Below are 24,430 nucleotides of genomic sequence, written 5' to 3' on the forward strand. Positions count from 1 at the left end.
GACGATGAACGCGAGGAGAACAGCACGCGATCGCGCACCGTGCACGGATCCGGAGACGCTGCGCACCACCGACATTGACGAACGCGTCGAAAGCATCGAGAAATTCCTCTGCCAAGAGATGACCAGCGCCCTGGAACTTCCCTCCGAGCACAGTGTGGATTCACGTAAGCCGTTGCACACCCAGGGAGTGGGGTCCATAGTGGCGCTCCGACTCGAGCGGAGGATCCGGCTGCTCCTGGGCATCGACATCGGAGCGGTCCGGATCCTGCGGGCATCAAGTGTGACCAAACTGGCCGCGTTGTGCGCGCTGCGAATGGTGGATCCGTACCCACGGAGGAGCGTTCCCGAGGATGTGAGCGACTCGATGCCGCGGACCGACGGCGGCCGATTATGAGTCCGCATCGAAACGGAGCGGGGTGGCTGCACCTGTGGCTGCTCCGGCAGCCGTGGACCGAACCGCCGGGAGCTCCGTTGCAGACCGGCGAGCTCGACGAGAGCGAGCGGAAACGTGCTTCGGCGTTCCTCCGGCCACACGACAGACTGCTGTACCTCACCGCGCATATCGCCTTGAGGCGCATCCTGGCCGCCTACCTTGACACCGTTCCCGGTGAGGTTCGCCTGAGCCGAACCTCCTGTCCCGCTTGCGGAGGGCTGCACGGCAAGCCGGTCGTGGTCGGCACATCACTGCACTACTCGTTGTCGCACACCAGTGGTCTCGCGCTCTTCGGCGTGGCAACGGAACCGCTCGGAGTAGACGTGGAGGTGCTGCCCTCCGAAGAAACAGTGGAAATGTGCAGCCCTGCGCTGCACCCGGACGAACAAGCGGAACTGGCGCGATACCCGAGGGCACGGCGCCAACTTCCCTTCGGACGCCTGTGGACGCGCAAAGAGGCCTACCTCAAGGGGCTCGGCACCGGGCTCTGCCGTGACCTGGCAGCCGATTACCTGGGGGAGGCCGACGATGGTCCGGCTCCCTCCGCCCCGCGCGGTTGGGTGGTCGACAACATCGCCTGCGGCTCCGAACACGTCAATCACATCGCCGCGGCAGCGGTGGTCGACGGTGTCGGCCGTCCCACCAACGCACGCTGGTTACCGGCTGACTGCCTTTATTCCGCGTATTCAGCCGAGTTACTCGGACCGGACTTCCGCGTGGGCACAAAATCATGATTTCAAACGCGTAACGGGTGAATTCAATTCCGAAATGGAGGAGCGACGACGATGCGGGAATGTGTCGACGAACTTGTCGAGAACAGACGGTGGGTTCAGCAGGGACCTGATCCGAAGGCCACCGAACGACAGCACGCCAAGGGCAAGCAGACCGCGCGGGAGCGAATCGAGTCGCTGCTGGACGAGGGAACCTTCCAGGAGTTGGAGCAGTTCCGGCGCCACCGCGCGAGCGGCTTCGGTCTGGAGCAGCGCAGGCCTTACACCGATGGCGTGGTAACAGGCTGGGGAACAGTGTACGGACGAACGGTGTTCGTCTACGCGCACGATTTCCGGATCTTCGGTGGCGCGCTCGGGGAAGCGCACGCACAAAAGATCCATAACCTCATGGACCGGGCCATCGCCGCCGGTGCACCCTTGGTCTCCCTCAACGACGGTGCGGGCGCGCGCATCCAGGAAGGCGTCACCGCACTGGCCGGTTACGGCGGTATTTTCAGCCGCAACACCAAGGCGTCCGGTGTCATTCCGCAGATCAGCGTGATGCTCGGGCCGTGCGCTGGTGGTGCGGCGTACTCCCCGGCGTTGACCGACTTCGTGTTCATGGTGCGAGACACCTCGCAGATGTTCATCACCGGGCCCGATGTGGTCCAGTCCGTGACTGGGGAGGAGATCAGCCACGACGGCCTCGGCGGCGCCGATGTGCACGCGGGCACCTCGGGAGTGGCCCACTTCGCCTACGACGACGAGGAGACCTGCCTGGAGGAAGTTCGCTACCTCCTGTCGATGCTGCCTTCCAACAACCGCGAACTGCCCCCCGTCGAGTCGACGGGGGACCCGGTCGACCGACGCAACGACTCACTGGGTGACCTGGTGCCGGTCGACGGGAACCGTCCCTACGACGTCCGCGGGGTTATCGGTGAGGTCGTCGACGACGCGGACTACTTCGAGATCAGCCCCGCCTGGGCGGACAACGTGGTATGCGCGCTCGCCCGACTCGGAGGTGAGACGGTCGGCATCGTGGCGAACCAGCCGCAGTCACTGGCCGGAGTTCTGGACATCCACTCCAGTGAGAAGGCGGCACGATTCGTCCAGTTCTGCGACTCGTTCAACATCCCGCTCATCACGCTGGTGGACGTCCCCGGATTTCTGCCGGGAGTAGGACAGGAGCACGGCGGCATCATCCGGCACGGCGCGAAACTGCTCTACGCCTACTGCAACGCCACGGTTCCACGGATCTCGCTGGTGCTGCGCAAGGCCTACGGTGGCGCCTACATCGTGATGGACTCGCGCTCCATCGGATCCGATATCTCGCTGTCGTGGCCCACGAACGAGATCGCGGTCATGGGCGCGGAGGGGGCCGCCAACGTCATCTTTCGCAAAGAGATCGACGCCGCCGACGATCCCGAGAGCGTGCGGCAGCAACGCATCAAGGAGTACCGGGCGGATCTGATGCACCCGTACTACGCGGCCGAACGTGGTCTCGTCGACGACGTCGTCGATCCCGGGGAGACACGACAGGTACTGGTCCGCTCCTTGGGGATGCTGCGAACCAAGCACGCCGAACTACCGAGCCGCAAGCACGGCAACCAGCCACAGTGAGCCGGAGGATCGTAATGGACGACTCGACAACGCACGAAAGAATCAGCATAACCAAGGGCAAACCGAACGCCTCCGAGATCGCCGCGCTCACCGCGGTGCTCCTCGCCTGCGAAGCCACCGTCGAAAACATCGCGGAAGATTCAACGAGGCACCGTTCAGCGGATTGGATGGAACCGGCACCACAAGGAGGACGAAGCTGGCGGCAAAGAAACCGCTGACAAGCTCGACGAATTGACCACAATTTCCGAAACTTTCCGACCGAAACCTCGAACCAGCACGGGCACAACTCCGCAAAGATTTGGATAACACCATGACGGAAACACAGAAAGTGGTTGTCATCGGAGCAACCGGAAACGTTGGACCTCACGCAGTTTCACAGCTTCTCGAAAAGGGCGTCGAAACGCGAGCGCTGACACTGCCGGACGACCCGAAAATAAACAGACTCGAAGAAGAGGTGGAGGTGTTTCACGGCGATCTGAGCAATCCCGATTCGCTGGATCGCTGCCTGGAAGGAGCAACGAGCGTATTCCTGATGTGGCCTTTCTTCACCCTGGACGTGGAAACTGTCCCGGAGGTACTCAAGCGTATTAAGCAGCACACCGAGAAAATCGTTTTCATCTCCTCGATCGGTGTGCAAAACGGAATCGAAACGGTGGACAACCGCTGCCATGCATTCGTCGAGCAGGAGATCGAACGCCTCGGGATGGAGTGGACCTTCCTCCGCACTACCGGCTTCTGTTGCAATGCCGGAACCGGCTGGGCACACCAGATTCGATCGGAGGGAGTGGTTCGTTCTCCTTACGGCAACGCCGCCCGTAGCCCGATCCATGAGGCTGACCTGGCAGCTGTCGCGGTTCGGGCGCTGACCGAGGAAGGTCACTCCGGACAGCGGTACGTCGTAACCGGTCCCGAGGCACTGAGTCAGATCGAACAGCTGCGGATCATCTCCGAGGTGACCGGACGAGAAGCGCGATGGGTCGATGTTCCCCACGAGTCGGCCAGCACGAATATGATCGAAAGCGGCTGGCCCGCCGCGTACGCCGAGGGCGCGCTGGAGTACTTCGCGATACTGAGCAAGGAGCCGGAGAGGGTCACTTCGACCGTCGAAGAGGTCCTCGAAAGGCCTGCGCGCACGTTTCGGCAGTGGGCGGAGGAGAACTCCGGCCTGTTCCGCTGAGCGAGCGGATTGGAGGGGATGATGAGCACGACGAGCACATCGGAAACGAACCCGGAATACGTCACCTTCTGCACCTTGCGGACAACCGATCCCGAAACCGGCCGAGAGCTCGCCGAAACAGTCGCACGAGAAGTCCGCGACTCGATCAGCGATTCGGAAGGTTTCCGCTCCGCACTCGTACACATCAGTACGGACGACACAACAGTGGTGATCCTGACCGAATGGTCCGGCACTACCGAGCACCGGCGAATCATCCTGGAATCCCCGGAGGCCGAGAAACTCCGTACGTTGGCGGACCGTCCCGATGTCGTTTCAGCTGAGAGCTTCTGCGGAGTGCCCGCGCCGGGTGTCCACGGTCCGGATTCGGACAAGGAACCCGGAATAGTGGTACTGGCGACACGGCAAGTCGGCGGACACGACAATGCGAATGCGCTCGCCGAGTTATTGGTGCGCAGCGGGGAGTGGAAGCGTCACTTCCCCGGTTTCGTCGGTGCTACGCCGTACATCAGCATCGACGGCGAGACGTATATCAACTACCCACGCTGGGTCGACGAAGAGGCGTACAACGCCTACATGGCGGCTCCGCAAAACGCGGCCGGGCAACCGGACATCGCCGCACTCGAGGTGTCCGAACCGAAATTCCTGTGGTGCACGGTCTTCCGAAGGATATCCGGACGAAAGAAGGGAGATCGAGAACCGGTGTGACCGAGAACCGGTGAGCCGCCAACCGGGAATATCCACCGTGTCGGAACGCCGCAGGAGAACACAGATGAACGAATCCACCGACGAGATCACCCTGGACGGGGCGGGAGTTCCGCTGTCCGGTTTGTTGGCCGAGCCCACCCACACGGAACCACGGGGTGTCGTGGTCGCACTGCACGGTGCAGGGATGCGGGCGGGGTACTTCCACGGTCGCTCGTACCCCGGGCAATCACTTCTGGAGACCGGAACGAGGTTGGGATGGACCGTGCTCGCGCTCGACCGGCCAGGGTACGGCTCATCGGCTCACCGCCTACCGCGGGGGCAGGAACTGGACGAACAGGCAGCCACGCTACGCGCTGGGTTGAAGGACTTCACCGACCGTTATTCCAGCGGAGCCGGTCTGTTTCTGCTGGGGCACTCCTTCGGAGGAAAGCTCGTGCTCACAGTGGCCGGAAACGGTGGTGAGCAAGAGCTGCTCGGTGTGGATGTTTCCGGTTGCGGTCACCAGTACGCGGTGAGCCCCGATGAAATCTCCGACCTGCACGCCAGAAGCCGCTGGTGGCTGAACTGGGGAAAACTCAGATTCTACCCGCCCGGTGCCTTTCGCCACAGCGAGTCGATAGTGACACCGGTCCCCTCTCGTGAGATCGACGTGGCGAAGCGCTGGCCCGACATCTTTCCGGCAGTAGCGGCGAGGATACGTGTTCCGGTGCGCCTCACATTCGCCGAACAGGAGAAATGGTGGGTCCACGGGGACGAGTCCACGACGACTCTGGAAGACCTGTTCCGCTCCACCACCGTCAAGGTGGAGCGGCAGCCGAACGCGGGCCACAACATCAGTCTGGGATGGGCGGCTCGCTCTTACCACCTCCGTGCACTCTCCTTCGCCGAAGAGTGCTTGGTGCGGCGCACCGTCGCTTTCGCACGAAAATAGCGAAATCCAACATCAGCAACGTCGGCACGAGCGCAATCGGACGCGGTCCCGGACGAACTCATCACAAAACACGAAAGTGTGAAACAAATATGACGTCGATCGAAAATTCCCCACCAGCCGAGTTGTTCACCAAGGATTACTACCAGAATCCCTACCCCACTCTTGAATGGCTGCGAACCAACTCTCCGGTGCACGAGTTCGATTTTCCGGTGGGCAATGTCCGCACCTGGATGGTCACACGCTACGACGACGTAAGAACGGTGCTGGCGGACCCACGGTTCAGCTCCGAGGGCGGGACGTGGGGAAACGCCGAGTTCCGCGAAGCCGGGCTGGTCAGCGGTTCCGGCAGTGTGCTGGAGCGAGCGGTCACAGTGGTGGATCCGCCTGCGCACACCAGGCTGCGGCGGCTGGCCATGAGTACCTTCACAACCCGTCGTATCGCCCATTGGCGGGAGACCGTTCAGCGCATTGTCGAGAACGCCCTGGACGATTGCGCGCGGCGTGGTTCCTTCGACGTGATGGATGATTACGCCGGTGTCGTCTCTTCCGATGTGCTGGGGGAGATCCTCGGATTCCGCATCGAACGGCACCGTGAACTGGTCGAGGCCATCGGTCAGGCGTTCCCGTCCGATCCGGGGCTCATGGATCAGGTTCCCGAAGGATTCAGGCGGATCTGTGAGTACGCCGAGGAGCTCGTCGCGGAGAAACGCCGCGATCCCACCGATGACCTGACCTCAGCACTGGTGCACGCCAGCGAGGACGGTGACCGACTGGACCACGAGGAACTGGTCGCCATGGTAGCCGCGATGATCATGGCCGGAAGCGACACGGTACGTGCGTTCGTGGGCAATGCCGTACTCGCACTGCTGGACCATCCGGAACAGTGCGGGTTGATGCTCTCCTCGCCGGAGTACACCAGCTCGGCTGTCGAAGAGCTACTGCGCTACGAGGGCGCGCTCAGCACCGCCCTGTTCCGCGTGACGACCGAGGAGCTGGAGCTGGCGGGAACTGTCCTGCCCGCGGGCTCACCGGTTATCGCGGTACTGCTGTCGGCAAACCGGGACCCTGATCGGTTCACCGCACCGGACCAGTTGGACATCACCCGCAACGAGTCGCGCCACGTCGGTTTCGGGCACGGGCTGCACAACTGCCTGGGGGCAGCACTGGCCCGGCTGGAGGGCGAGATCGCCATACCCGCTCTGTTTCGGCGGTTTCCGGATCTCACCCGTGACATCCCCCGGGAGGAGGTCGGCTATATCGAGAACTGGGCCATGCGACGGCTGGTGCGACTTCCGGTTTCCAGCGGGAGCTCAGTTCGTCTCTGACAGGAGGAAAACCATGCGTGCAACCGCGCGAGTCGACCGGAATCTCTGCCAAGGTGCAGGACTGTGCGAGGCAATGGGACCGGAACTCTTCAGAATCGACGAGGAAGGATACTCGGAGAATTCTCAGCGAAACGTCACGCACGAGGAAAAAATCCTCTTGCTGCAGGATATCGCGGATTGTTGCCCCACGGGGGCTATAAGCGTGACCGTTTCCGAACAGGACTGACCGGCATCACGATCAGATGAAGGAGTTTTCCATGACCAATCGAGCAACCCATCCGGAACAGGACTCCGGAACGATAATCGGGAAGTTGTGGGAACGAAACTACGACCCACCCACCCGGCGGATCATCGAGAACCTGCCGATCGGGCCGGACTGGCGTTGCCTCGACGTGGGTGCCGGGCTCGGTTCCATGTCCCGCTGGCTGGCAGAGCGAACCCCACGCGGGTCGGTACTCGCCATGGACGTCGACACCAGTCGGCTGGAAACTTCCGAAGCATCCACCCTGACGGTGCGGGAGGCCGACATCACCACCACGGAGTTCTCCGCCGAGTCGTTCGAACTCGTGTTGATCCGTGCCGTGCTGTCGGAGTTGGACGACCCGGTGGATCTCCTCACCCGTGCGGCGGAGTGGCTGTCGCCCGGCGGTTGGCTGGTGGCCGAGGACTTCTACTTCATGCCCAGCGAGGATGCGACCACTCCTGTGGGCAGCAGGGTCATCGATGGTTACATCAAGGCCGCCATGGCGGGTGGCGTCGACTGGCGTCAGGCACGCAGGCTACCCGCGACACTCTCAAGAGTGGGGCTGGAATCGGTTGATGTCGCTGTGCGTCCGCTCGGCCCGGGCCAGGGTCGTGAGGAGAACGAGTTGATGCGAGCCCGCATGGAACTGCAGGGGCAATCATTGGTGGACAACGGCCTGGTCGCGGCTGAGGACATCGAGGCGTTCCTGGACGGACTCGATCGTCCCGAAGCACGCGATGTGACGACACTGCAGTTCTCCGCATGGGGGCAACGACCCGTGGCGGAACGGCACAGCCGCTAGACAGGTGATGCCGCTGGTGCTACGCACCACAGTGGTTGCACACCGCTGTGCACCCTCGGACCGTCTTACGGCACGGACACCTCGACACGGACATGCGGAGACGAGCCGCTGAAGCACGGCCAGCGGCGCCTCGGTGCGCCACGGCTGTGACCGTTGGCCACGCCGAGCATCACGAATACACCCGGCGGAATTTTCTCCGCTGCCGAAAAGTGGTGTTCACGAGGGCCGTGAAGTGGCCTCAGCTCGGGTGCTGGGAGCCGTAGCGCACCGGATCCCGGCGCTCCGTACCAGCGCGGGGGTTCGGCGGACAGCACGTTGCTTCACCGGGCAGAAGCAGAGCGGTCCCCGCGTCATGTGCCCCCGGTGATTCATCGGTTCCACTCTTCGTCGCTCTCGTCGAACCGGCACTCCGGTTCGACGAGTTCGTCGAGACGGGCCACCACTCGAGGAGGTAATCGTGGAGACATCCATTCAGCAGGTCGAACAGCATTGCGCTCACGTCGCCACGGACACGGAGTCGACCGAGTTCAACGGATTCCCGTGGTTTCCACCGGAACATCCCGATGCCGACGAACCGAACGTGATTCGCGGTTACGACTGAATGCGGCACCACAGTTCCGCCGCATCGACGCACATTCCTCCGGCAGCCGACCGTGAGTTCTTCCGTGCTTTGAGGGATGCGGGAAAAGAGTCGACGCGGTCACGTTTCAGCGATGAACCGCCCACGAATCAGTGGCGTGAGAACTGACGGGGCGAAGGGGCGTGGCACCCCGGGCGTCCCGCTCGAACCCGGTACTGCTCGTCACGACACCGCCCGTCCCGCGCACGTGGCGAGCAGTACCGGGGCTCGTGAGCCCACCGGAGGACGAGTTCCGAGCTAACACGTTCGACCCGACCACGTTTCGGCGTGCCGGCTGCGCCCCGATAACCGAGCACATCGGTTCCCGGGCACAGTGCGGGAACCATCCGTCTTCCGCTACCGCGGGAACGGCGCGGGGAGAGGCGACCGGCAACCTGGGCGGTGTGCGGCCGGAGGCCCTCCGGCCGCGCTCGCCGAAGGCGTCAGCACATGGTGGCCGCTTCGCTCGAACGGATCAGGGTCAGCGTTCGGCGCACGTGTTCGGTGACCTGCTCCTCCCGAAGTGGCTGGTGCAGGACGAGCCGGTGATAATACAGCGGACCGGCCAGGAGGCTGACCGCCCACTCCAGGTCGAGCGAGTCCGGTAGCTCACCCCCCTGCTGTGCTTCGGTGAGCAGGTCGACCACGCTCTGTCGCCGGATGGAGATGTAATCCCGATAGGCCGCAGCCAGGGCTTGATCATATTCGGCGGCCACAGCCAGGCTACCGGCGATCGGTCCCCACTCGGAGGACCTGAGGCCCGCCCCCAGTGATCCGATCAGGCGTTGCAGCTTCTCGTCGAAGGACTCGTCCTCCGGCAGATCCTCGGAGTCCTCACGCCGCAGTCGAGCACCCAGGTGCTCGATAGCGTCGACGAGCAGCGGGACTCGCTCCGGCCAGTGCCGGTACAGCGTACTGCGCGAGATACCCGCCGCTGCCGCGACGGCATCCATCGTCGTGGACTCGACTCCACGTTCGGCCAGCAGGTTCACGGTCGCCTCGAGCACCCGATTACGAGTGCGGATGGCGCGTGGATCACTTCGGTTCACACGTCCTCCCACCTATAGGACAGAACTGTTGCATAGTTTCCCCGCCTCGTTTATAGTACACAACTGTTGCATAAGTGGTCACGTTACGAGGAGGGGTCGAAGCATGAGAACGACGAGCACAGGGGGCGGACAGGAAGCCCTGCCCACCCCGCCGCGGGGCGCGGTGGCCGCGTTCTCCGGGATGATGGTGGTGGTTTTCCTCGCCGGGATCGACAGCACGGTCGTGGCCACGGTCCTACCCTCGATTCTGGCCGACCTGGGGGGTGCTTCCCTGCTGACATGGGTGGTGACCTCCTATCTGCTGACCACGGCGGTGTCCGTTCCGCTGTGGGGCAAGGCAGCCGACCTGACCGGCAAGAGGCGACTGTACGTGCTGGCCACGACCGTTTTCCTCATCGGATCCGTGGCTGTAGCCGTGGCCCCCAACATGCCGATCATGCTCACCGCCCGCGCCCTGCAGGGAATCGGCACCGGAGGTCTGATGGCGCTGACCCCGACGATCGTCGGGGAACTGTTCCCCGTGGAGATCCGCGGACGCTTCCACGGACGGCAGGGGGCGATACTGGCAGGCGCCAACATCGTCGGACCGCTGGTAGGCGGCGTGTTCACGGCAACCCTGGGATGGCGTGCGGCTTTCTGGATCAACCTGCCGCTGGCGTTACCGGCGCTGGTGCTGGTGATGCGTCACCTGAGTTCCGTTGCTCCGGTGCAGCGGTCTCGCCGTCTCGACCTCGTCGGCGCGACTCTGCTGGCAGCGGCCAGCGCGGCGCTGCTGTTGGCGCTGAGTCAGGATTCGGCGCTGGCTTCCGGTTCATCCAGGCTCGTACTACTGATCATCGCCGGTGCCGCCGTGATGGCATACCTGCCTTGGCAAAACCGTCACAGTGATCCGATCCTGCCGCTGCGAGTGTTGCGCTCACCCATCATCGCGGGTGCGATCACGCTGTCCTTCCTCGCAGGGGCCACCATGCTCACCGTCGTCACCTACGCGCCGATGTATGCCCAGACGGTGCAGAACCAGTCGGCGGCGATGTCCGGTGCGCAACTGCTCCCACTGACAGCGGCCGTGCTGGTCAGCAACCTGCTCGGCGGCTCGCTCATCACCTGGTTCGGACGCTACCGCCCGTTCATACTGCTCGGCACCCTGGCCACCACAGCCGGCTCTGTCCTGCTCGCAACCCTCGACATCAACACCCCTGCCGCATTGTTCACCGTGGCCCTGATACTGATGGGCGTGGGGCTGGGACTGACCATGCAGCCTGCCGTGCTCGTACTGCAAAACGCCGTTGGTAAATCCGACCTCGGTTCCGCCACGGCGGCGAGCACCTTCTTCCGCCAGATCGGCTCCACATTGGCCATCGGAATCCTGGGGGGCCTGCTGACGGCACGTACCGGTCCCCAACTGTCCGAACTCGCGCACGGTATGGAAAGCGGTGCCGCAGCCACCGCGGCCCGTACTGAGATCGCCTCCGCCTTCGGCGACATCTTCCTGATGCTGACGCCGGTGATGGCGATCGGAGTCATCGTCGCACTGATACTGCCGGAAAAGCCCCTGGCCAGTTCCGCTCCCGCGGAGCAGGCACCGAAGGCGGAACTCGAGGGCAAGACCACGCCCTCGAGCTGATCCACCACGGCACCGGGTTCACGAGCGCTCCCGGAGGGGGAACGGCCTCCGCCACGCCGAAAACAACCGACCTGCCGCAACACATCCTCAACGAGAGCAACGCAGCCGGACCAAAACGAGCGCGGGAAACCACCATGATGGAAAGAACCGAACGGAAAGCCAACGATCCACACAGGATCGGCATCGTCCTCGACATCGCCTGCGTTTGGTCCTACCTCGGGTACACACGTTTCAGTAGGGTCGCCGCAAGCCGACGAAACGCCGGGGAGTCGCTGGAGGTGACCTTCCACCCCTTCCAAGTGGCCCCCGAGGCATCTCCCCAGGGCGAGTGGCTGATGACGGCTCACCAGCGCGACTTCGGAGCCGAGGCGGAACAAAAGGAACAGCAGCTGACACGGTTCGCCGCCGCGGAAGGGATCCCGATTCACTTCAATCGGACGGTGTTCACCAACACCTTCGAGGCACACCGCCTCATCGCGGTAGCCGCCGAACAGGGGATGGGCGAAGCGGTCACCGAACGCCTGTTCCGCGCCTATTTCGTCGAAGGCCACAATATCGCCGACCGGGACACGCTCAGCTCGCTGGCCGCCGAATCCGGAGTCACGTGGAGCGAGGAAGGCGCAGCAAGACTACAGGACGAACTCATCCGGACGAGGGAAAACACTAAAGCCGTACCACGGTTCATCGTCGAAGGCGGTAAATCGCTCACAGGTCTCCAGTCGGAAGAATCCCTGGACGCCGCCCTGGACGCCGCCCTGGACGCCGCGAGAGACGAACATTCGAATCCGAGTTGATCTCGTATTTTTCCGCGCTCCGTCCCGAGGAAACGGATCACGAGACGAAGCGCACCCGAGCCACCGCCGGGAGACGCCGACCGAGTACCAACGGCGCAGCCGGTAGCGCTCAACCCAGCAACATCGTACGTACCTGACCGGATCACGGTCACGACGAAAGGAATGAAGCAGTGTTCGGCAACCTCACCGTCACCGTTATCGACTGCGACGACGTCGACGAAATGACCCGCTTCTACCGGGACCGCCTCAATCTGAAAGTCCTGGACCAGGGAGAGAACCACACCGTCTTCGACACCGGGAACGGCGGAGAACTGGTGGTCGAGTCGCACGGTGTGCGACACCCCGTGAGCATGGCGTTCACAAACGTCGACATCTCGAACGCACACAACGCGCTCGCCGATCTGGCGCCCACGGAACCAGTCCCCCACAAGGACGGCCAACGATTCTCCGCGCAGGATCCCGAGGGGAACAGGATTATCTTCGTCGACGCATAGTTCGCCGATTCGGGTGAGCAATACCGCCCGATCAATGCTCGGGCTCCGGGTCCGCCCCGTAGAGGACACTTCGGACAGAGCGCCGAAACGGACCCGAGAAGACACACGAGTACAACTCTGTGTCAAGACCGTTGCACCACTCGCCATTTTTTGGAGACACTCGACGTGTCCTCCGGATCGTGCTCGTAACGAGCGAAGGTAGGACAATGTCGATTCACGAGGGAGAAGAAATGACGGAGAACATCACCAAGATCGCGGTCATCATCGGAAGCGTGCGTGACGGCCGCTTCGGGCCGACCGTGGCGAACTGGTTCGTCGAACAGGCCGAACGACACGGGGGCATCGAAGTCGAGTTGATCGATCTGTTGGACTACCCGCTTCCCCTGAACATGCCGTCGGCGGACAACCTCGACGCGGAGACGAAGACGCTGCACCGGCAACTGCAGGCCAAGATTTCCGACGCAGACGCCTACGCGGTGGTCACGCCGGAGTACAACCACACCACTTCGCCGGCACTGTCGAACACCATCGACTGGTTCCTCCAGGAATGGAAGGCCAAGCCGGTCGGACTCATCTCTTACGGCGGTATGGGCGGTGGCCTGCGCGCGGCCGAGCACCTGCGGCAGATCTTCGCCGAGTTGCACGCCGTGACGGTGCGGGACATGCTCAGCTTCCACAATCCCTGGGGCAAGTTCGGGGAGGGTGATGTTCCGGTGGCCCCCGAGGGCAGCGAGGAAGCGGCCAAGGTGCTGCTGGATCAGCTGGTGTGGTGGGGACAAGCGCTGCGACGGGCGCGGACGGAGGTACCCTACGTCTCCTGAGCACGGGGTGCCGCCGCATGTTTCCCAGCTCCCGGATTCAGCTGCGTCGAATTTGCAATTGGTTTCTCATTTCGTTTAAGGGGATTCCGCGGCGTCGGATGACTTCGAACCGGTTCGCCGCGCCTGCACCGTACGAGACGAACGAATTCGACTGCGTTCGTCGGGCAGCGGGCCGTTCGGAGATCGGAGCATTACCGACCCCTTGACGTGATCATGGCGGAGTGCCTGTCACCACGATGCGGATTTCCTCTTGCTCAGCCGCGCACGGCCACCGACCGACACCTCGACACGGAGCTGAGTATTTTTCGTACTCCCAACTCGTGCTTCGTGCAATCGGCACACGGTTGACCACGGGGATGAATGCGAGTTCCTTGCGTATCCCACGCCTTCTCGGCGAGATGGGTTCGTGACGCTGTGGGGTGCAACTCGGCCGGTCGTTCCGACGCCGCTCGTCGGTTCGTCGTCATCCAGCACGGAAGGAAGTATCAAGGTGCACAAGGTACTGATAGCCAATCGGGGCGAGATCGCTGTAAGAGTGGCCCGTGCATGTCGGGACGCGGGCCTGGCCAGCGTTGCCATTTACGCGGAACCGGACCGTGCTGCCATGCACGTTCGGCTATCGGAGGAGGCGCACGCGTTGGGGGGCAACTCCCCGGCCGAGAGCTACCTCGACATGGACAAAGTACTCAAAGCGGTCAAGGACTCCGGTGCGGATGCCGTACATCCCGGTTACGGGTTCCTCTCCGAGAGTCCGGAGTTCGCCGAGAGGATCATCGACGCGGGGGTTACCTGGATCGGCCCCTCCCCCGGGGCCATTCGAGCCCTGGGGGACAAGGTGGCCGCGCGTCACATCGCGCAGCAGGTCGAAGCACCGCTGGTGGCAGGCACGGCCGATCCGGTCACCGACACAGCGGAGGTCGTGGCCTTCGCCGAGGAACACGGTCTACCGATCGCAATCAAGGCCGCCCACGGTGGAGGGGGGCGTGGGTTGAAGGTGGCACGCAGCCTGGAGGAGATTCCCGAACTTCACGACTCGGCAGTACGCGAGGCCGTAACCGCTTTCGGCCGCGGTGAGTGCTTCGTGGAACGCTACCTGGACCGGCCGAGACATGTGGAGACCCAGTGTCTGGCGGACGAATACGGCAACGTGGTGGTGGTTTCCACCCGTGACTGCTCACTGCAGCGTCGACACCAGAAACTCGTGGAGGAAGCCCCCGCGCCCTTCCTGAGCCGAGCGCAGCACGAGGAGCTGTATCGCGCTTCGAAGGCGATCCTGCGGAAGGCGGGTTACGTCGGAGCGGGCACGTGCGAGTTCCTGGTCGGTCAGGACGGCACCATTTCCTTTCTGGAGGTCAACACCCGATTACAGGTCGAACATCCGGTGACCGAGGAAGTGGCGGGGATCGACCTCGTCCGTGAGATGTTCCGCATAGCCGACGGCGGCGAGTTGGACTACGAAGACCCTCCGGCACGCGGCCATTCCTTCGAGTTCCGAATCAACGGCGAGGACGCGGGGCGAGATTTTCTCCCGGCCCCGGGAACGGTGAACGAATTCGCCGTGCCGGCCGGGCCGGGGGTGCGGCTGGACACCGGCGTGGGGGAAGGAAGCGTTATCGGCCCGGCGTGGGACTCCTTGCTGGGCAAACTGATCGTGACGGGTCCGAGTCGCGAAGCGGCCCTGCAACGGGCGAATCGCGCGCTGGAGGAGTTCCGGATCACGGGCATGGCCACGGTACTTCCGTTCCACCGCAAGGTGATCCTGGAATCAGCTTTCGCTCCGGAATTGCACGGCTCCGGAGCTCGGTTCGATGTGCACACGCGTTGGATCGAAACGGAATTCGACAACACGATCGCGGCCTATGAGGGAGGTGCCGAGGCGGAGGGCGATCCCCTCGAACACCGTCGGACGGTGGTCGCCGAGGTCGACGGGAGACGCTTGGAGATATCACTGCCCGCTTCCCTGACAACCACCGGCCGGAACAACGGTGTGGAGTCGAGAAAGACCAGACGTGTCGCGGGTACGAGCGGTTCGACAGCCTTGTCGGCAGAAGAACTGACCGCACCCATGCAGGGGACCGTCGCCAAGGTCGCCGTTACGGAGAACCAGCGGGTCGAGGCAGGAGAGCTCGTTGTCGTCGTGGAGGCGATGAAGATGGAGCAACCCATCAGCGCGCATCGAAGCGGTGTGGTCAAAAACATCGACCTCGAAAGCGGAACGGGAGTCTCGGCCGGGACGGTTCTTTGTCGGATCGAGGACTGAGGTACCGGCCCGTAACCGCCGAACGCTGGGAGCTTCGAGGCTGTTGCAGGGTGAGCGCAACAGCTCGGAAAGGCTTGATCAGGGACCCTCGCGATGGATTCATCAGGCCCTTTGCCGGGCAGGTCACGACCGTGCCCGGCGGAGTCGCCTGCCTGTTCCCCTGCCCCGCGTCCTGCCACGTGCCGCACTCACCGTTCGAGCAGGAGTCCAGGTCCTCCGGCAACGAGCAGCGACTGCCCCGAGTTACCGGGATTCGCCGGTTTCGTCCTGAGAATATGAGGTCGTTTCCTGAATGTGTTGCACCTCCGACCAGTACCCCTGGGCCTGCTCGGAGGCCTGATTCAGGACCTGCCGCAGATTGCTGAGATGTTCGACGGCCCGGTCGAGTGCCTCGTGCGGGTGATCTTGAAGTGCATGACGGTAGAGGCGTTCGCGGTCGTTCTCGTCGATCTGGGTGACCAACTCGCCCGCGAACGCGGCCATCGCAGCCAGTGTCCCCACCAGCGCCGAGCCGTAAGCGGTCCAGTCCATCTCGTCGAGACTGGTATGGCGCTGGCCTTGCGCGGCGTTTTCGAGTTCTGTCCGCGCGTTGTAGATCGATTCCAGCGGATGCTCCGGCATGCTCACGAATCTCATCCTACCCCGGCGCCCCGGGAGATGCCCGCTACTTGACAGCCGAGGACGTGCTTGTAGACCTTTCCCCGGGGCCGGACGGAACGAGAGCGCGGCCGTGCCCGAGACGGCTACCCGCGAGGGATATCCGGCAAGTAGTGCGGGGAACTGGCACGCGCGTTTTGCACTACAGCGCACGGTATTCATCGCTCCCGTCCCGCCCGGCACTTCCGAGCGGTGAATCCGGCCCCTGGGGGTTAGCGTGGACGCTGTGGAGGTCAGGGCATGGCGAGCGAAGGAACATCTGCTGTGGGAAGCCCTGTGGAATCAGGCCACAGCTCCGATCGCGCTTGTCGACCTGTCGGGCCGTCACCTGGACGTGAACCCCGCGCTGTGCGATCTCCTCGGCTACGACCGCGAGACGCTCCTCCACCTGTCACCCGCGGAAGTCACGTACCCGGGTGACTACACGATGGAACGTGAAACGATCAACAGCCTCATACGGGAGGAAATCAACGGCTTCTCCTCGGAGAAGCGGCTACTCCGCTCCGACGGCCGCACGGTCCTCGTACTCGTCAACAGTTCGCTGATCAGGGCACCGGACGGCTCCCCCGAGATGATCGTCTCCCAGTTTCACGACATCACCGCCCGTCGAGAGTCGGAACGACTGTGGCAGCAGACGCTGGTCAACACACCGGTGGGCGTGGCGTCGACGGACCTGGAGGACCGGTTGACCGAGGCCAACGGCAAGTTCTGCGAGCTGGTCGGTCTGCCCAGACGGGAACTACTGGGACAACCGTTCACCAGTTTGATCTATGACGGGGATCAGGCACGAATCGACGCCCTGCAAACCGAGTTCCGAGAAGGAAATATCGACACGAGCACGATCGAGATTCGCCTGAGGCACCGAGATGGTCATACCCTGTGGGTGCTGGGCAGGTTGGGGCTTGTTCGAGGCCTCGATGATCTGCCTGCATATATCGTCGGCCAGTACGAGCCGATCGGCGACGACACGCAGCTCAGTGAAGAGCGTCTGGCCGAGCTGACCCGCATGGCACTACACGATCCGCTGACCGACGTGGCCAACCGTTCCCTGCTCGGCGACCGATTCCAGCAGGAACTCTGCACGTTGTCGAAGGCGGGCGGCGTGCTCCTCGTGCTGCTGGTCGACCTCGACGGGTTCAAAGAGGTCAACGACCAGTACGGCCACGACGCCGGTGACGAGATCCTGAGATCCACGGCTCGCGAACTGTCGAATGTCGTACGCTCCGGCGATACCGTGGCCCGCATCGGAGGAGACGAATTCGTCGTGCTCGCCTATCTGGTCAACCAGGCGGAGGCCATCAAGCTGCGCGCCAGGGTCGAGCAACGGCTCAATACCGCGACCAGCATAGCCGGCGGGCGCATCCGAGTCACAGCCAGCGTAGGAATGTCCACCACTCGCGATCCCTCGATCTCCTACAGCGACCTGAAAAACGAAGCCGATCAAGACATGTACATACGCAAGCACAACATTCCCGAGTAGCACGGTGACTCCGGGGCAGCTCCGAATCCTGAGAAGAGATCGCTATTAACGAGCCCTGCCGGGCGAAACACCGAAATCCGAGCTCGGTGACGATTCGTGCGCTCATTCCCCTCACCGGAACTTTTCCGATGCGGTTGTGCGTGGCGAATGAGACTTCAGTGAAGCACGGTCGTTACCACGCAGTCGGAGCAGATGATCATTGCTCACCGGCCGAGATCCGGCTCGTGGCACGCCACTTCGCGGACTCCGCCCCACCATGGCCGATCGCTGTCAGCCTGGTCCAAGAAGACGTCCCGGCGTCCGGAACCCACGAAAAGTCACCTGCTTGCGGACCACGAAACCGAGCCGTTCGTAGAGCGCGCGGGCGCCGGTGTTGGCAGCTGCCACGTGCAGAAACGGGCGCTCCTCCCGGGACTCGATACGTTCAATCACTGACTCAGGTGGCGCGGCGTTGCAACATTAAATTTCGCCCACCGCGCCCACCTCTTAACAGGATAGGAGCGAACAGGTTCAGACAGACATGAAAGTTATCCGTATCCGGCTAATGCAACCATGTCTTATTGCTGTAATCAGTATCTTCCAGATCCTCAACACTGGAGCAAGTTCCCCTCGAATAATCCATCCCCAAATCTGCTAATTGCTGCTCACCTGAAAGCGCGAGCTCCTCACGCTCTTCGTCACTCATTTCTGCCATTTCCGTTGATGCTTTTTCTACTTGATAATCCAACACCCTGGAAAACGAGGCGGATTGACTTGCCTCCCGAAGGCCCCGCTTTCCCGCGATTACGTCATCTGCCAGTTTTCTGAATTCTTCATCGTCAGTTTTATCGCGGATAATCCTTAATGAATTCCTCAGGTGTCGAGATAACCCGACATCACCGCGAGATGCATCCATCATTGGCTCTCGATCTTGATCTGACATTCACACTCCAGGATGATCATAATTGCTTTCAGGAAGGACGTGCTGCTCGATCCCCTCAAGAGATGAGGCATAACCAGCGATAACGCCAACAGTGGCTTGAACGGAGTTCCATGCAACAGTATGTGCCTGGATCGCCTGGCCAGCTACTCCCATCGCCTTCGTTAAAGTCGCGGCAAATGCCGCTCCAGCAGCTACTGATCCGATCACATTCCAGCTGTTCAAAGCCGCGGCAGCAAGTTCAATCCCCATTGCTATCGCATAATCAAGAAGCATGTCCAGGAATCCTTTAATGGCCTTTGCTGTCTCGTACATCCCCGTAGCCATCTGATCGAACTGCTGACTTAGCCCATCAAGTGTTTCTTGCTGTTCACGTACTGCTCTGGATAAGCCAGCGAAATACGCGCTGGCCTGATCCGCGGCGACTCCTTCCCAATCCTCAGCTACATTCTTCGTCGATTCGTCGATATACTGTGCAAACTGCGCATTGAATTTTTTCAAATTTCCAAGAGCTATTCCGGCTTGCTGCACGACTTGCCAGTCACCTGAGAATTGTTCGGAAACCCACTCTCCAGCATTAAACCCGAGCGCCATATCGAGAGCCCTACCAGTCCAGTATGCAACACTGATATATTGACTGGCACCTATAACATTTTCCGCAAGATCGGGAATTGGATCGGAAGACTCTGGTTCAGTTAATTCATCTTCCGGTTTCTGCGACATAATTTTCCTTAGTTAGATTCTTTGTAGGAGTTGTCCAGGCGAGCTGCTGCTTCACGGTCCATCTTTTCGTACAACTGAGCGGCCTTATCAACCTCGGAGGAAGCAGAACGCTAAACTTCGGCCAACCGCTGATAGTTGGCAACTAATGCTTTCCTGGCGTTTTCTGCGGCCTCTACCGCAGTGGCGAACATACGACCTTCAGAATAGCCGAACGAAAGCCAATTTTCAGCATAAGATTCAGCCGCTTGAGAGTCACCTATCAGGCCATTCAGTCTTTCGGCGAAATGTTGAATTCTTTCACGGTCTGCTTTAAATCCCATAAACCTCTACGCATTGCTCATCAATCGAAATGTTGCTTTTTGGCAACTTGCCACATACCTGATACTATCCTAGAAAATATCACACCAATTGATACTGCCGGTTCGGCAGCCGTTGGAGAGCAGATGAACCAGCGCCAAGAAGTAGTCTTGCCTGCGAAGGTTACGGGGAGCCCTGGCAACTTACCGCCGTACTGCGTTCGGCACGGACGGCCTGCGACGCGCAGTCGGGATTTCGCGCTCCAGTCGCGCGCTCAGCCCCAGGGAAATCACTTCATGAGTGCCAATCCCCTCGGTATGGCCGGTCGTCTTGGTGAGAAGGCACGCAAAGTCCAGATCGTGGATGTACGGGGATGGCCCCTCTGCGACCAGTGCTCAAGGATACGTACAGCCTTGTTCGTACTTACGCAACTCATGTTCTGGTCTGCTCTCTTGCTAGTGCTCGGGGCGCTTGTCGCACGTCTGATTATCGGTCATCCGAGCGGCGTGCTCGGAGGTGCCCTGGGGCTCGGATTCCTTCTACTGTTCGGCTCCCCGTTCGTCTTCTACGCGGCTTCGTTGACTCGATTGGTTCAAGCTCGCGCATCCGAGGACGGCGAGTCAGTGATCGTGAACCAGCCCCACCGGAACTTTTCCGATGCGGTTGTGCGTGGCGAATGAGACTTCAGTGAAGCACGGTCGTTACCACGCAGTCGGAGCAGATGATCATTGCTCACCGGCCGAGATCCGGCTCGTGGCACGCCACTTCGCGGACTCCGCCCCACCATGGCCGATCGCTGTCAGCCTGGTCCAAGAAGACGTCCCGGCGTCCGGAACCCACGAAAAGTCACCTGCTTGCGGACCACGAAACCGAGCCGCTCGTAGAGCGCGCGGGCGCCGGTGTTGGCAGCTGCCACGTGCAGAAACGGGCGCTCCTCCCGGGACTCGATACGCGCTGCCAGCGCGCGCACCAGCCGGGCCGCGTGACCTTGTCCGCGCGCCTCGGGAGCGGTGCACACGGCACTGATCTCGGACCAACCCGTCGGGCGGAGCCGCTCCCCCGCCATCGCGACCAGCGTGCCGTTATCGCGGATGCCCAGATAGGTGCCCAGTTCGTGCGTGCGGGGCCGGAACGGTCCTGGGGCGGTCCGCTCGGTGAGGTCTAGCATCTCCGGAACGTCGTCGGCTCCCAGCTCGACCACACTCGGAGCGCGCGCGGCATCGCCGTGCTCCTCGGCTCGTCCGTCGCCGGAAAGGATCATCTGGAGGCCTTCGAGGGAGAAGACGGGCTCCCAGTCCGGCGGCGGGGTCGCCGGGCAGCTGAACATGTCGGCCAGTTCACCGCGGCCGAGTAACTCGGCCAGCTCCGACCACGAGTCCAACCCCGGATCGGAGGGCAGCGCGCAGAAGGTGGCGACCTCCGGTGTGTAGGTGGCCGCCCGGCCGACCAGGCGGGCCAGGTGCGCGTGGTGCCCGCGCAACGACTCGCCGACGGGGTCGTCGAGTACTTCCGCGTCGCGATCGACCATCATGGTCTCCCTCCACTTCCTGGCAGCTGTTCGCGGCGGGTTCCGCGGCCCGGAGCATCCCACCGCCCGTTCCCCGCTCCTACGGAGCCCCGGTGCCGGTTGATGGAGGAAACCGCTACACGAGCTCGACACGCAGCGGGGACGCGCAGCACCGCTCGCAGGCAAATCCGCTCGCTTCGTGCGTCTCTGCCTAACAGGCTGCGTGGCCATGCTCGACACGGTGGGTGGGCCTCGGCTCGGTGACGCGTTCGGTGCTGCTCTTCGACAGCACCACCAGGGCAGAACGGCCTTCGAGATCGTCGAGCGCGAGGACGGCCTGATCGGTGTGAACGACCTCGCTCCCTACTTCGCCGAGCGGGCACACTGGCCCGCGATCGACCAGCGTGCCACCCCGGGGATCACCGGCAGGGTGCTCGACCTCGGCTGCGGCGCGGGCAGGCACGCCGTTCCGCTGACCCGCGACGGCTTCGACGTGCTCGGGGTCGACTCCTCGCCCGGCGCCGTGGAGGTGGCACGCGATCGCGGTGCCACCGCGACGGTCGGCCGTGCCGACGCCCTGCCGGAGGGTGTCGGTGCCTTCGACACGATCCTGCGGCTGGGGCAGAACATCGGGCTGCTGGGCGGCCGCGAGCAGGCGGCTCGCGTACTCGAAGAGCTCGCCCGGGTGTCCACCCCGGACACGCGGGTGCTCGCCTCCGGATTCGATCCGCACCACACCCAGGCGCCCGAACACCTCGACTACCAGCGGCACAACCGCGCGCGAGGAAGGTTGCCGGGACAGCTCCGGATGCGAATCCGGCACGCGCGTTCGGCGACACCATTCTTCGACTACCTGCTGTGCTCCGTCGAGGAGCTCACCGGTCTGCTGGAGGACTCGCCCTGGCGGTTGAGCGATGTGGACCGCGAGGAGGCGGGTCACGGTTACCTCGCCGCCCTCGTCCGCCGCTGACCGAACCGTTCACGCGAAAGGTGAGCACGCTTCCCGAGATTGACTTCCAGTTCGATCGAAGTCCTAACCTCGGTTCGATTCCGTTCGGAGGAGCAGCGCATGACCACGAAGACCCGACCACGACTGGACGATCCGGTGGCACGGGAAGCCGCGGAACAGGCTGTGGAACGCTTCACCGCCCAGCTGCAGCGAGGACTGGACACCTACGATGCCGAGCTCTACGACCACGACTTCGCGGCGGACGTGCTGTGGGGCAGTCCCTACGGGGAGACGCTGGACGACGTCGAGGAACTGCTCGCCACGCATCGCGTGCTCATGGCGGCGGAGGCGGCGCCACCCTCGCGGTTCGAGATCGTGCGGGTCACCGCTCCGGCTCCCGGCGTGGCGATAGCGCACATCCGCCGTCGGGCGCTCGACGAGAGCGGGTTCTCCGAGATGGCGCTGTACACCCTGGTCGAACGGGACGGACGGTGGTGGCTGGCCGCCGCGCAGCACACGCCGATCGTCGAGCCGCACGACTGAGCAATCACCGCACTCCGACCGAGGGAACGGACAACCGCGCGGCCACGACCACTGTGGACCGAACAGTGATTTTCCGAAAGGTTCCCTCCAGCTGTCCGACCCAGGCGAACACCGGTGAACGCGTCGTCGAGCACGAATCCGTGGCAACGACGCGTTCCTCCGGGAGGCGCCGCACCGGCTCACGTATCCGACAGCCAGACCAGTCGGAGCTCGCAAGCCATCCCGAACACCTCGCACGCGCTCTCGGCGGAGCCGAAACTTCCCCGCATCCGCCCCGCCGCGCCGAACACTTCGGCGTGCTCCTCCAGGGCGAGCCCCCACGCGAAGATCTCGGCGTCGCCGCGCTCCCCCACCTCCTCGACCAGCGCGAACACGCGCGGCGCCTGCTCGCGAACGAAGCTCTCCACCAGCGCGGCGAACTCGGCTTCGTCTCCCAGCGGCTCCGCCGGTGCGTGCTCCGCCGCGAGGATCTCGTTGTCGCTCATGACTACCTCCTGACCTGAGAAGTCTTCTGACGTGTACCGAAGCGGACGGCTATCACCGTTTCGGTTGTTGTTAACTATATTTTTTGAGTTAACATAATGCGATCACTCGATCGAGTACTACCGAGATCGGGCAGACTACGGGGCGGTGAAGCACATCGGAGGAGTCAGCGAGTGACGGAGACATCGAGCCCGACCGTGTGGCGACGGTGGCTGGCCTTCGAACTGGTCCGACTCCGCAGAGAGAACGGTCTCGAACAGAAGGACGTGGCCAAGGCACTACGCTGCACCAAAGCGAAGGTTTCCTACATCGAGACCGCCGAACGTCCCGTCGTGCTCCGGGACCTAGAAGAGGTCCTGCTTCCGCTCTACGGAGTTCCGGAGGAACGCTGGCCGACTTACCTCGAAGCTGCCAGTAACTCCCGCCGGAAAGGTTGGTGGGAAAGCTACGGCTCGGAGACGTTGCCCGACTGGTTCTCACTGTTCGTCGGGCTCGAACAGGGCGCTTCCCGGATACGAACCTACGAGGCCCAGCTCGTGCCCGGACTTTTGCAAACCAGCGATTACGCGAATGCACTGCTACGCCGCAGTACGATGGAGCGCAGTGAGCACGAGCTGGAAACCTCGGCCCGGTTTCGGATGTCTCGCCAGTCGGTCTTCGGCCGCGAGAACCCGCCACGTCTGTGGGCAATATTGGACGAAGCCGTCCTGCGACGCCTCGTAGGCAGCCGGGAGACCATGCGATTCCAGCTCGAACGTCTCGCGAACGCCACCCGTGATCCCAAGATCACCATCCAGGTGGTTCCTTTCGCCACTGGAGCGCATCCGGGCATGACAGGCCCCTTCACCATGTTGGGGTTCCCCTGGGAACACGACCCCGGCGTGGTTTTCCTGGAATACCGTTCGGGTGCGCTCTACCTCGAGGAAGCTCATGCGATCGAAAGTCACACCGTGGCTTTCGAACACCTCTGCGCTCTCGCTCTACCGCCGGACGAATCGATCAGCATGATCCGAACCATCGCGAAGGAGTTCTCGGATGACGAGCACTGAGTTATTCGACGTGGATTCATTGTATTGGCGTAGGTCGAGCCGCAGCTCGGACCAGGGCGGCAACTGCGTCGAGGTCGCCTACCCGAGCGGCGGCGTGGCGATGCGGGACTCGAAGAATCCGCACGGCGGGGTGCTGGTCTTCAAACGCTCGCGCTGGAACAGCTTCCTGAACGCCGTGCGGCGGGGAACGCTGGAGCACGGGTGAGCGCGGGAAC

At 62.8% G+C, this 24,430-nt stretch carries 27 protein-coding genes and 1 pseudogene; 21 read left to right on the forward strand and 7 right to left on the reverse strand.

The window, feature by feature from the left end:
* Positions 1-4: 4 nt before the first annotated feature.
* The 11 genes from ACOQFL_RS05225 to ACOQFL_RS05275 all read left to right on the forward strand — a co-directional run bounded on the left by ACOQFL_RS05225 (position 5) and on the right by ACOQFL_RS05275 (position 8,548).
* Positions 5-394 (forward strand): hypothetical protein, encoded by a 390-nt coding sequence (locus ACOQFL_RS05225; RefSeq protein ID WP_435542946.1) that lies wholly within the window; start codon positions 5-7, stop codon positions 392-394.
* Entirely contained in the window at positions 391-1,167 is a 777-nt protein-coding gene (locus ACOQFL_RS05230) for a 4'-phosphopantetheinyl transferase family protein (protein ID WP_435542947.1), read from the forward strand. The genes ACOQFL_RS05225 and ACOQFL_RS05230 overlap by 4 nt, the downstream gene beginning before the upstream one ends.
* Positions 1,168-1,218: 51 nt before the next feature.
* Complete coding sequence (locus ACOQFL_RS05235) at positions 1,219-2,763, forward strand: acyl-CoA carboxylase subunit beta (protein WP_435542948.1); 1,545 nt, start codon at positions 1,219-1,221, stop codon at positions 2,761-2,763.
* A gap of 14 nt (positions 2,764-2,777) precedes the next feature.
* On the forward strand, positions 2,778-2,981 hold the full coding sequence (locus ACOQFL_RS05240) for an acyl-CoA carboxylase subunit epsilon (protein WP_435542949.1): 204 nt from the start codon (positions 2,778-2,780) through the stop codon (positions 2,979-2,981).
* Positions 2,982-3,073: 92 nt separating this feature from the next.
* Positions 3,074-3,940, forward strand: a complete 867-nt coding sequence (locus tag ACOQFL_RS05245) for an NmrA family NAD(P)-binding protein (RefSeq protein ID WP_435542950.1) — start codon at positions 3,074-3,076, stop codon at positions 3,938-3,940.
* A gap of 21 nt (positions 3,941-3,961) precedes the next feature.
* A complete protein-coding gene (locus ACOQFL_RS05250) occupies positions 3,962-4,645 on the forward strand; it encodes a putative quinol monooxygenase (RefSeq protein ID WP_435542951.1) in 684 nt (227 codons plus the stop codon).
* Between the two features lie 64 nt (positions 4,646-4,709).
* Complete coding sequence (locus tag ACOQFL_RS05255) at positions 4,710-5,576, forward strand: alpha/beta hydrolase (RefSeq protein ID WP_435542952.1); 867 nt, start codon at positions 4,710-4,712, stop codon at positions 5,574-5,576.
* A gap of 89 nt (positions 5,577-5,665) precedes the next feature.
* On the forward strand, positions 5,666-6,901 hold the full coding sequence (locus tag ACOQFL_RS05260) for a cytochrome P450 family protein (RefSeq protein WP_435542953.1): 1,236 nt from the start codon (positions 5,666-5,668) through the stop codon (positions 6,899-6,901).
* 13 nt (positions 6,902-6,914) lie between these two features.
* The gene (locus ACOQFL_RS05265) at positions 6,915-7,127 is read left to right on the forward strand and encodes a ferredoxin (protein WP_435542954.1); all 213 of its coding nucleotides are present in this window, start codon (positions 6,915-6,917) and stop codon (positions 7,125-7,127) included.
* A 31-nt stretch (positions 7,128-7,158) separates the two neighbouring features.
* Complete coding sequence (locus ACOQFL_RS05270; protein ID WP_435542955.1) at positions 7,159-7,947, forward strand: class I SAM-dependent methyltransferase; 789 nt, start codon at positions 7,159-7,161, stop codon at positions 7,945-7,947.
* 457 nt (positions 7,948-8,404) lie between these two features.
* The gene (locus tag ACOQFL_RS05275) at positions 8,405-8,548 is read left to right on the forward strand and encodes a hypothetical protein (protein WP_435542956.1); all 144 of its coding nucleotides are present in this window, start codon (positions 8,405-8,407) and stop codon (positions 8,546-8,548) included.
* A 461-nt stretch (positions 8,549-9,009) separates the two neighbouring features.
* On the opposite strand, the gene ACOQFL_RS05280 is transcribed toward ACOQFL_RS05275, so the two are convergent.
* Positions 9,010-9,615: a TetR/AcrR family transcriptional regulator gene (locus ACOQFL_RS05280; RefSeq protein ID WP_435542957.1), complete on the reverse strand. Its 606-nt coding sequence runs from the start codon at positions 9,613-9,615 to the stop codon at positions 9,010-9,012.
* Positions 9,616-9,718: 103 nt separating this feature from the next.
* Between ACOQFL_RS05280 and ACOQFL_RS05285 the strand changes: the two genes are divergently transcribed.
* The 5 genes from ACOQFL_RS05285 (at position 9,719) to ACOQFL_RS05305 (ending at position 15,608) form a co-directional block, all read left to right on the forward strand.
* Positions 9,719-11,239 carry an MDR family MFS transporter gene (locus ACOQFL_RS05285; RefSeq protein ID WP_435542958.1) on the forward strand — a complete coding sequence of 507 codons (1,521 nt, stop codon included), beginning with the start codon at positions 9,719-9,721 and terminating at the stop codon, positions 11,237-11,239.
* Between the two features lie 137 nt (positions 11,240-11,376).
* Positions 11,377-12,033, forward strand: coding sequence for a DsbA family oxidoreductase (locus ACOQFL_RS05290; RefSeq protein ID WP_435543353.1), 657 nt, complete (start codon positions 11,377-11,379; stop codon positions 12,031-12,033).
* Between the two features lie 170 nt (positions 12,034-12,203).
* On the forward strand, positions 12,204-12,527 hold the full coding sequence (locus ACOQFL_RS05295; protein ID WP_435542959.1) for a VOC family protein: 324 nt from the start codon (positions 12,204-12,206) through the stop codon (positions 12,525-12,527).
* Between the two features lie 230 nt (positions 12,528-12,757).
* On the forward strand, positions 12,758-13,348 hold the full coding sequence (locus ACOQFL_RS05300) for an NADPH-dependent FMN reductase (RefSeq protein ID WP_435542960.1): 591 nt from the start codon (positions 12,758-12,760) through the stop codon (positions 13,346-13,348).
* 490 nt (positions 13,349-13,838) lie between these two features.
* A complete protein-coding gene (locus ACOQFL_RS05305; protein ID WP_435542961.1) occupies positions 13,839-15,608 on the forward strand; it encodes an acetyl/propionyl/methylcrotonyl-CoA carboxylase subunit alpha in 1,770 nt (589 codons plus the stop codon).
* A 243-nt stretch (positions 15,609-15,851) separates the two neighbouring features.
* Here ACOQFL_RS05305 and ACOQFL_RS05310 read toward each other — a convergent pair whose 3' ends face one another.
* Positions 15,852-16,229, reverse strand: coding sequence for a hypothetical protein (locus ACOQFL_RS05310; RefSeq protein WP_435543354.1), 378 nt, complete (start codon positions 16,227-16,229; stop codon positions 15,852-15,854).
* A 262-nt stretch (positions 16,230-16,491) separates the two neighbouring features.
* Here ACOQFL_RS05310 and ACOQFL_RS05315 point away from each other — a divergent pair, with 262 nt between their 5' ends.
* Positions 16,492-17,745, forward strand: coding sequence for a sensor domain-containing diguanylate cyclase (locus ACOQFL_RS05315; protein ID WP_435542962.1), 1,254 nt, complete (start codon positions 16,492-16,494; stop codon positions 17,743-17,745).
* 270 nt (positions 17,746-18,015) lie between these two features.
* Here the strand turns inward: ACOQFL_RS05315 and ACOQFL_RS05320 are convergent.
* The 4 genes and pseudogenes from ACOQFL_RS05320 to ACOQFL_RS05335 all read right to left on the reverse strand — a co-directional run.
* Positions 18,016-18,168: pseudogene (locus tag ACOQFL_RS05320) on the reverse strand (GNAT family N-acetyltransferase); the annotation flags it as partial.
* A 118-nt stretch (positions 18,169-18,286) separates the two neighbouring features.
* On the reverse strand, positions 18,287-18,667 hold the full coding sequence (locus tag ACOQFL_RS05325; protein ID WP_435542963.1) for a hypothetical protein: 381 nt from the start codon (positions 18,665-18,667) through the stop codon (positions 18,287-18,289).
* Entirely contained in the window at positions 18,668-19,387 is a 720-nt protein-coding gene (locus tag ACOQFL_RS05330) for a hypothetical protein (protein ID WP_435542964.1), read from the reverse strand.
* Positions 19,388-20,483: 1,096 nt separating this feature from the next.
* The gene (locus ACOQFL_RS05335; RefSeq protein ID WP_435543355.1) at positions 20,484-21,212 is read right to left on the reverse strand and encodes a GNAT family N-acetyltransferase; all 729 of its coding nucleotides are present in this window, start codon (positions 21,210-21,212) and stop codon (positions 20,484-20,486) included.
* A 208-nt stretch (positions 21,213-21,420) separates the two neighbouring features.
* Here ACOQFL_RS05335 and ACOQFL_RS05340 point away from each other — a divergent pair, with 208 nt between their 5' ends.
* Entirely contained in the window at positions 21,421-22,161 is a 741-nt protein-coding gene (locus ACOQFL_RS05340) for a class I SAM-dependent methyltransferase (RefSeq protein WP_435542965.1), read from the forward strand.
* A gap of 99 nt (positions 22,162-22,260) precedes the next feature.
* Positions 22,261-22,683 (forward strand): Cif family virulence factor, encoded by a 423-nt coding sequence (locus ACOQFL_RS05345; protein ID WP_435542966.1) that lies wholly within the window; start codon positions 22,261-22,263, stop codon positions 22,681-22,683.
* 179 nt (positions 22,684-22,862) lie between these two features.
* On the opposite strand, the gene ACOQFL_RS05350 is transcribed toward ACOQFL_RS05345, so the two are convergent.
* Entirely contained in the window at positions 22,863-23,168 is a 306-nt protein-coding gene (locus tag ACOQFL_RS05350; protein WP_435542967.1) for a hypothetical protein, read from the reverse strand.
* A gap of 171 nt (positions 23,169-23,339) precedes the next feature.
* On the opposite strand from ACOQFL_RS05350, the gene ACOQFL_RS05355 reads away from it, so the two are divergent.
* Together ACOQFL_RS05355 and ACOQFL_RS05360 are read left to right on the forward strand one after the other, a co-directional pair.
* Complete coding sequence (locus ACOQFL_RS05355; protein ID WP_435542968.1) at positions 23,340-24,215, forward strand: helix-turn-helix domain-containing protein; 876 nt, start codon at positions 23,340-23,342, stop codon at positions 24,213-24,215.
* On the forward strand, positions 24,202-24,420 hold the full coding sequence (locus ACOQFL_RS05360; RefSeq protein ID WP_435542969.1) for a DUF397 domain-containing protein: 219 nt from the start codon (positions 24,202-24,204) through the stop codon (positions 24,418-24,420). Before ACOQFL_RS05355 ends, ACOQFL_RS05360 begins: the two co-directional genes overlap by 14 nt.
* Positions 24,421-24,430 lie beyond the last annotated feature (10 nt).

The organism is Actinopolyspora sabaoui, assembly GCF_051225635.1.
In the GTDB taxonomy this organism is placed as follows: Bacteria; Actinomycetota; Actinomycetes; order Mycobacteriales; family Pseudonocardiaceae; genus Actinopolyspora.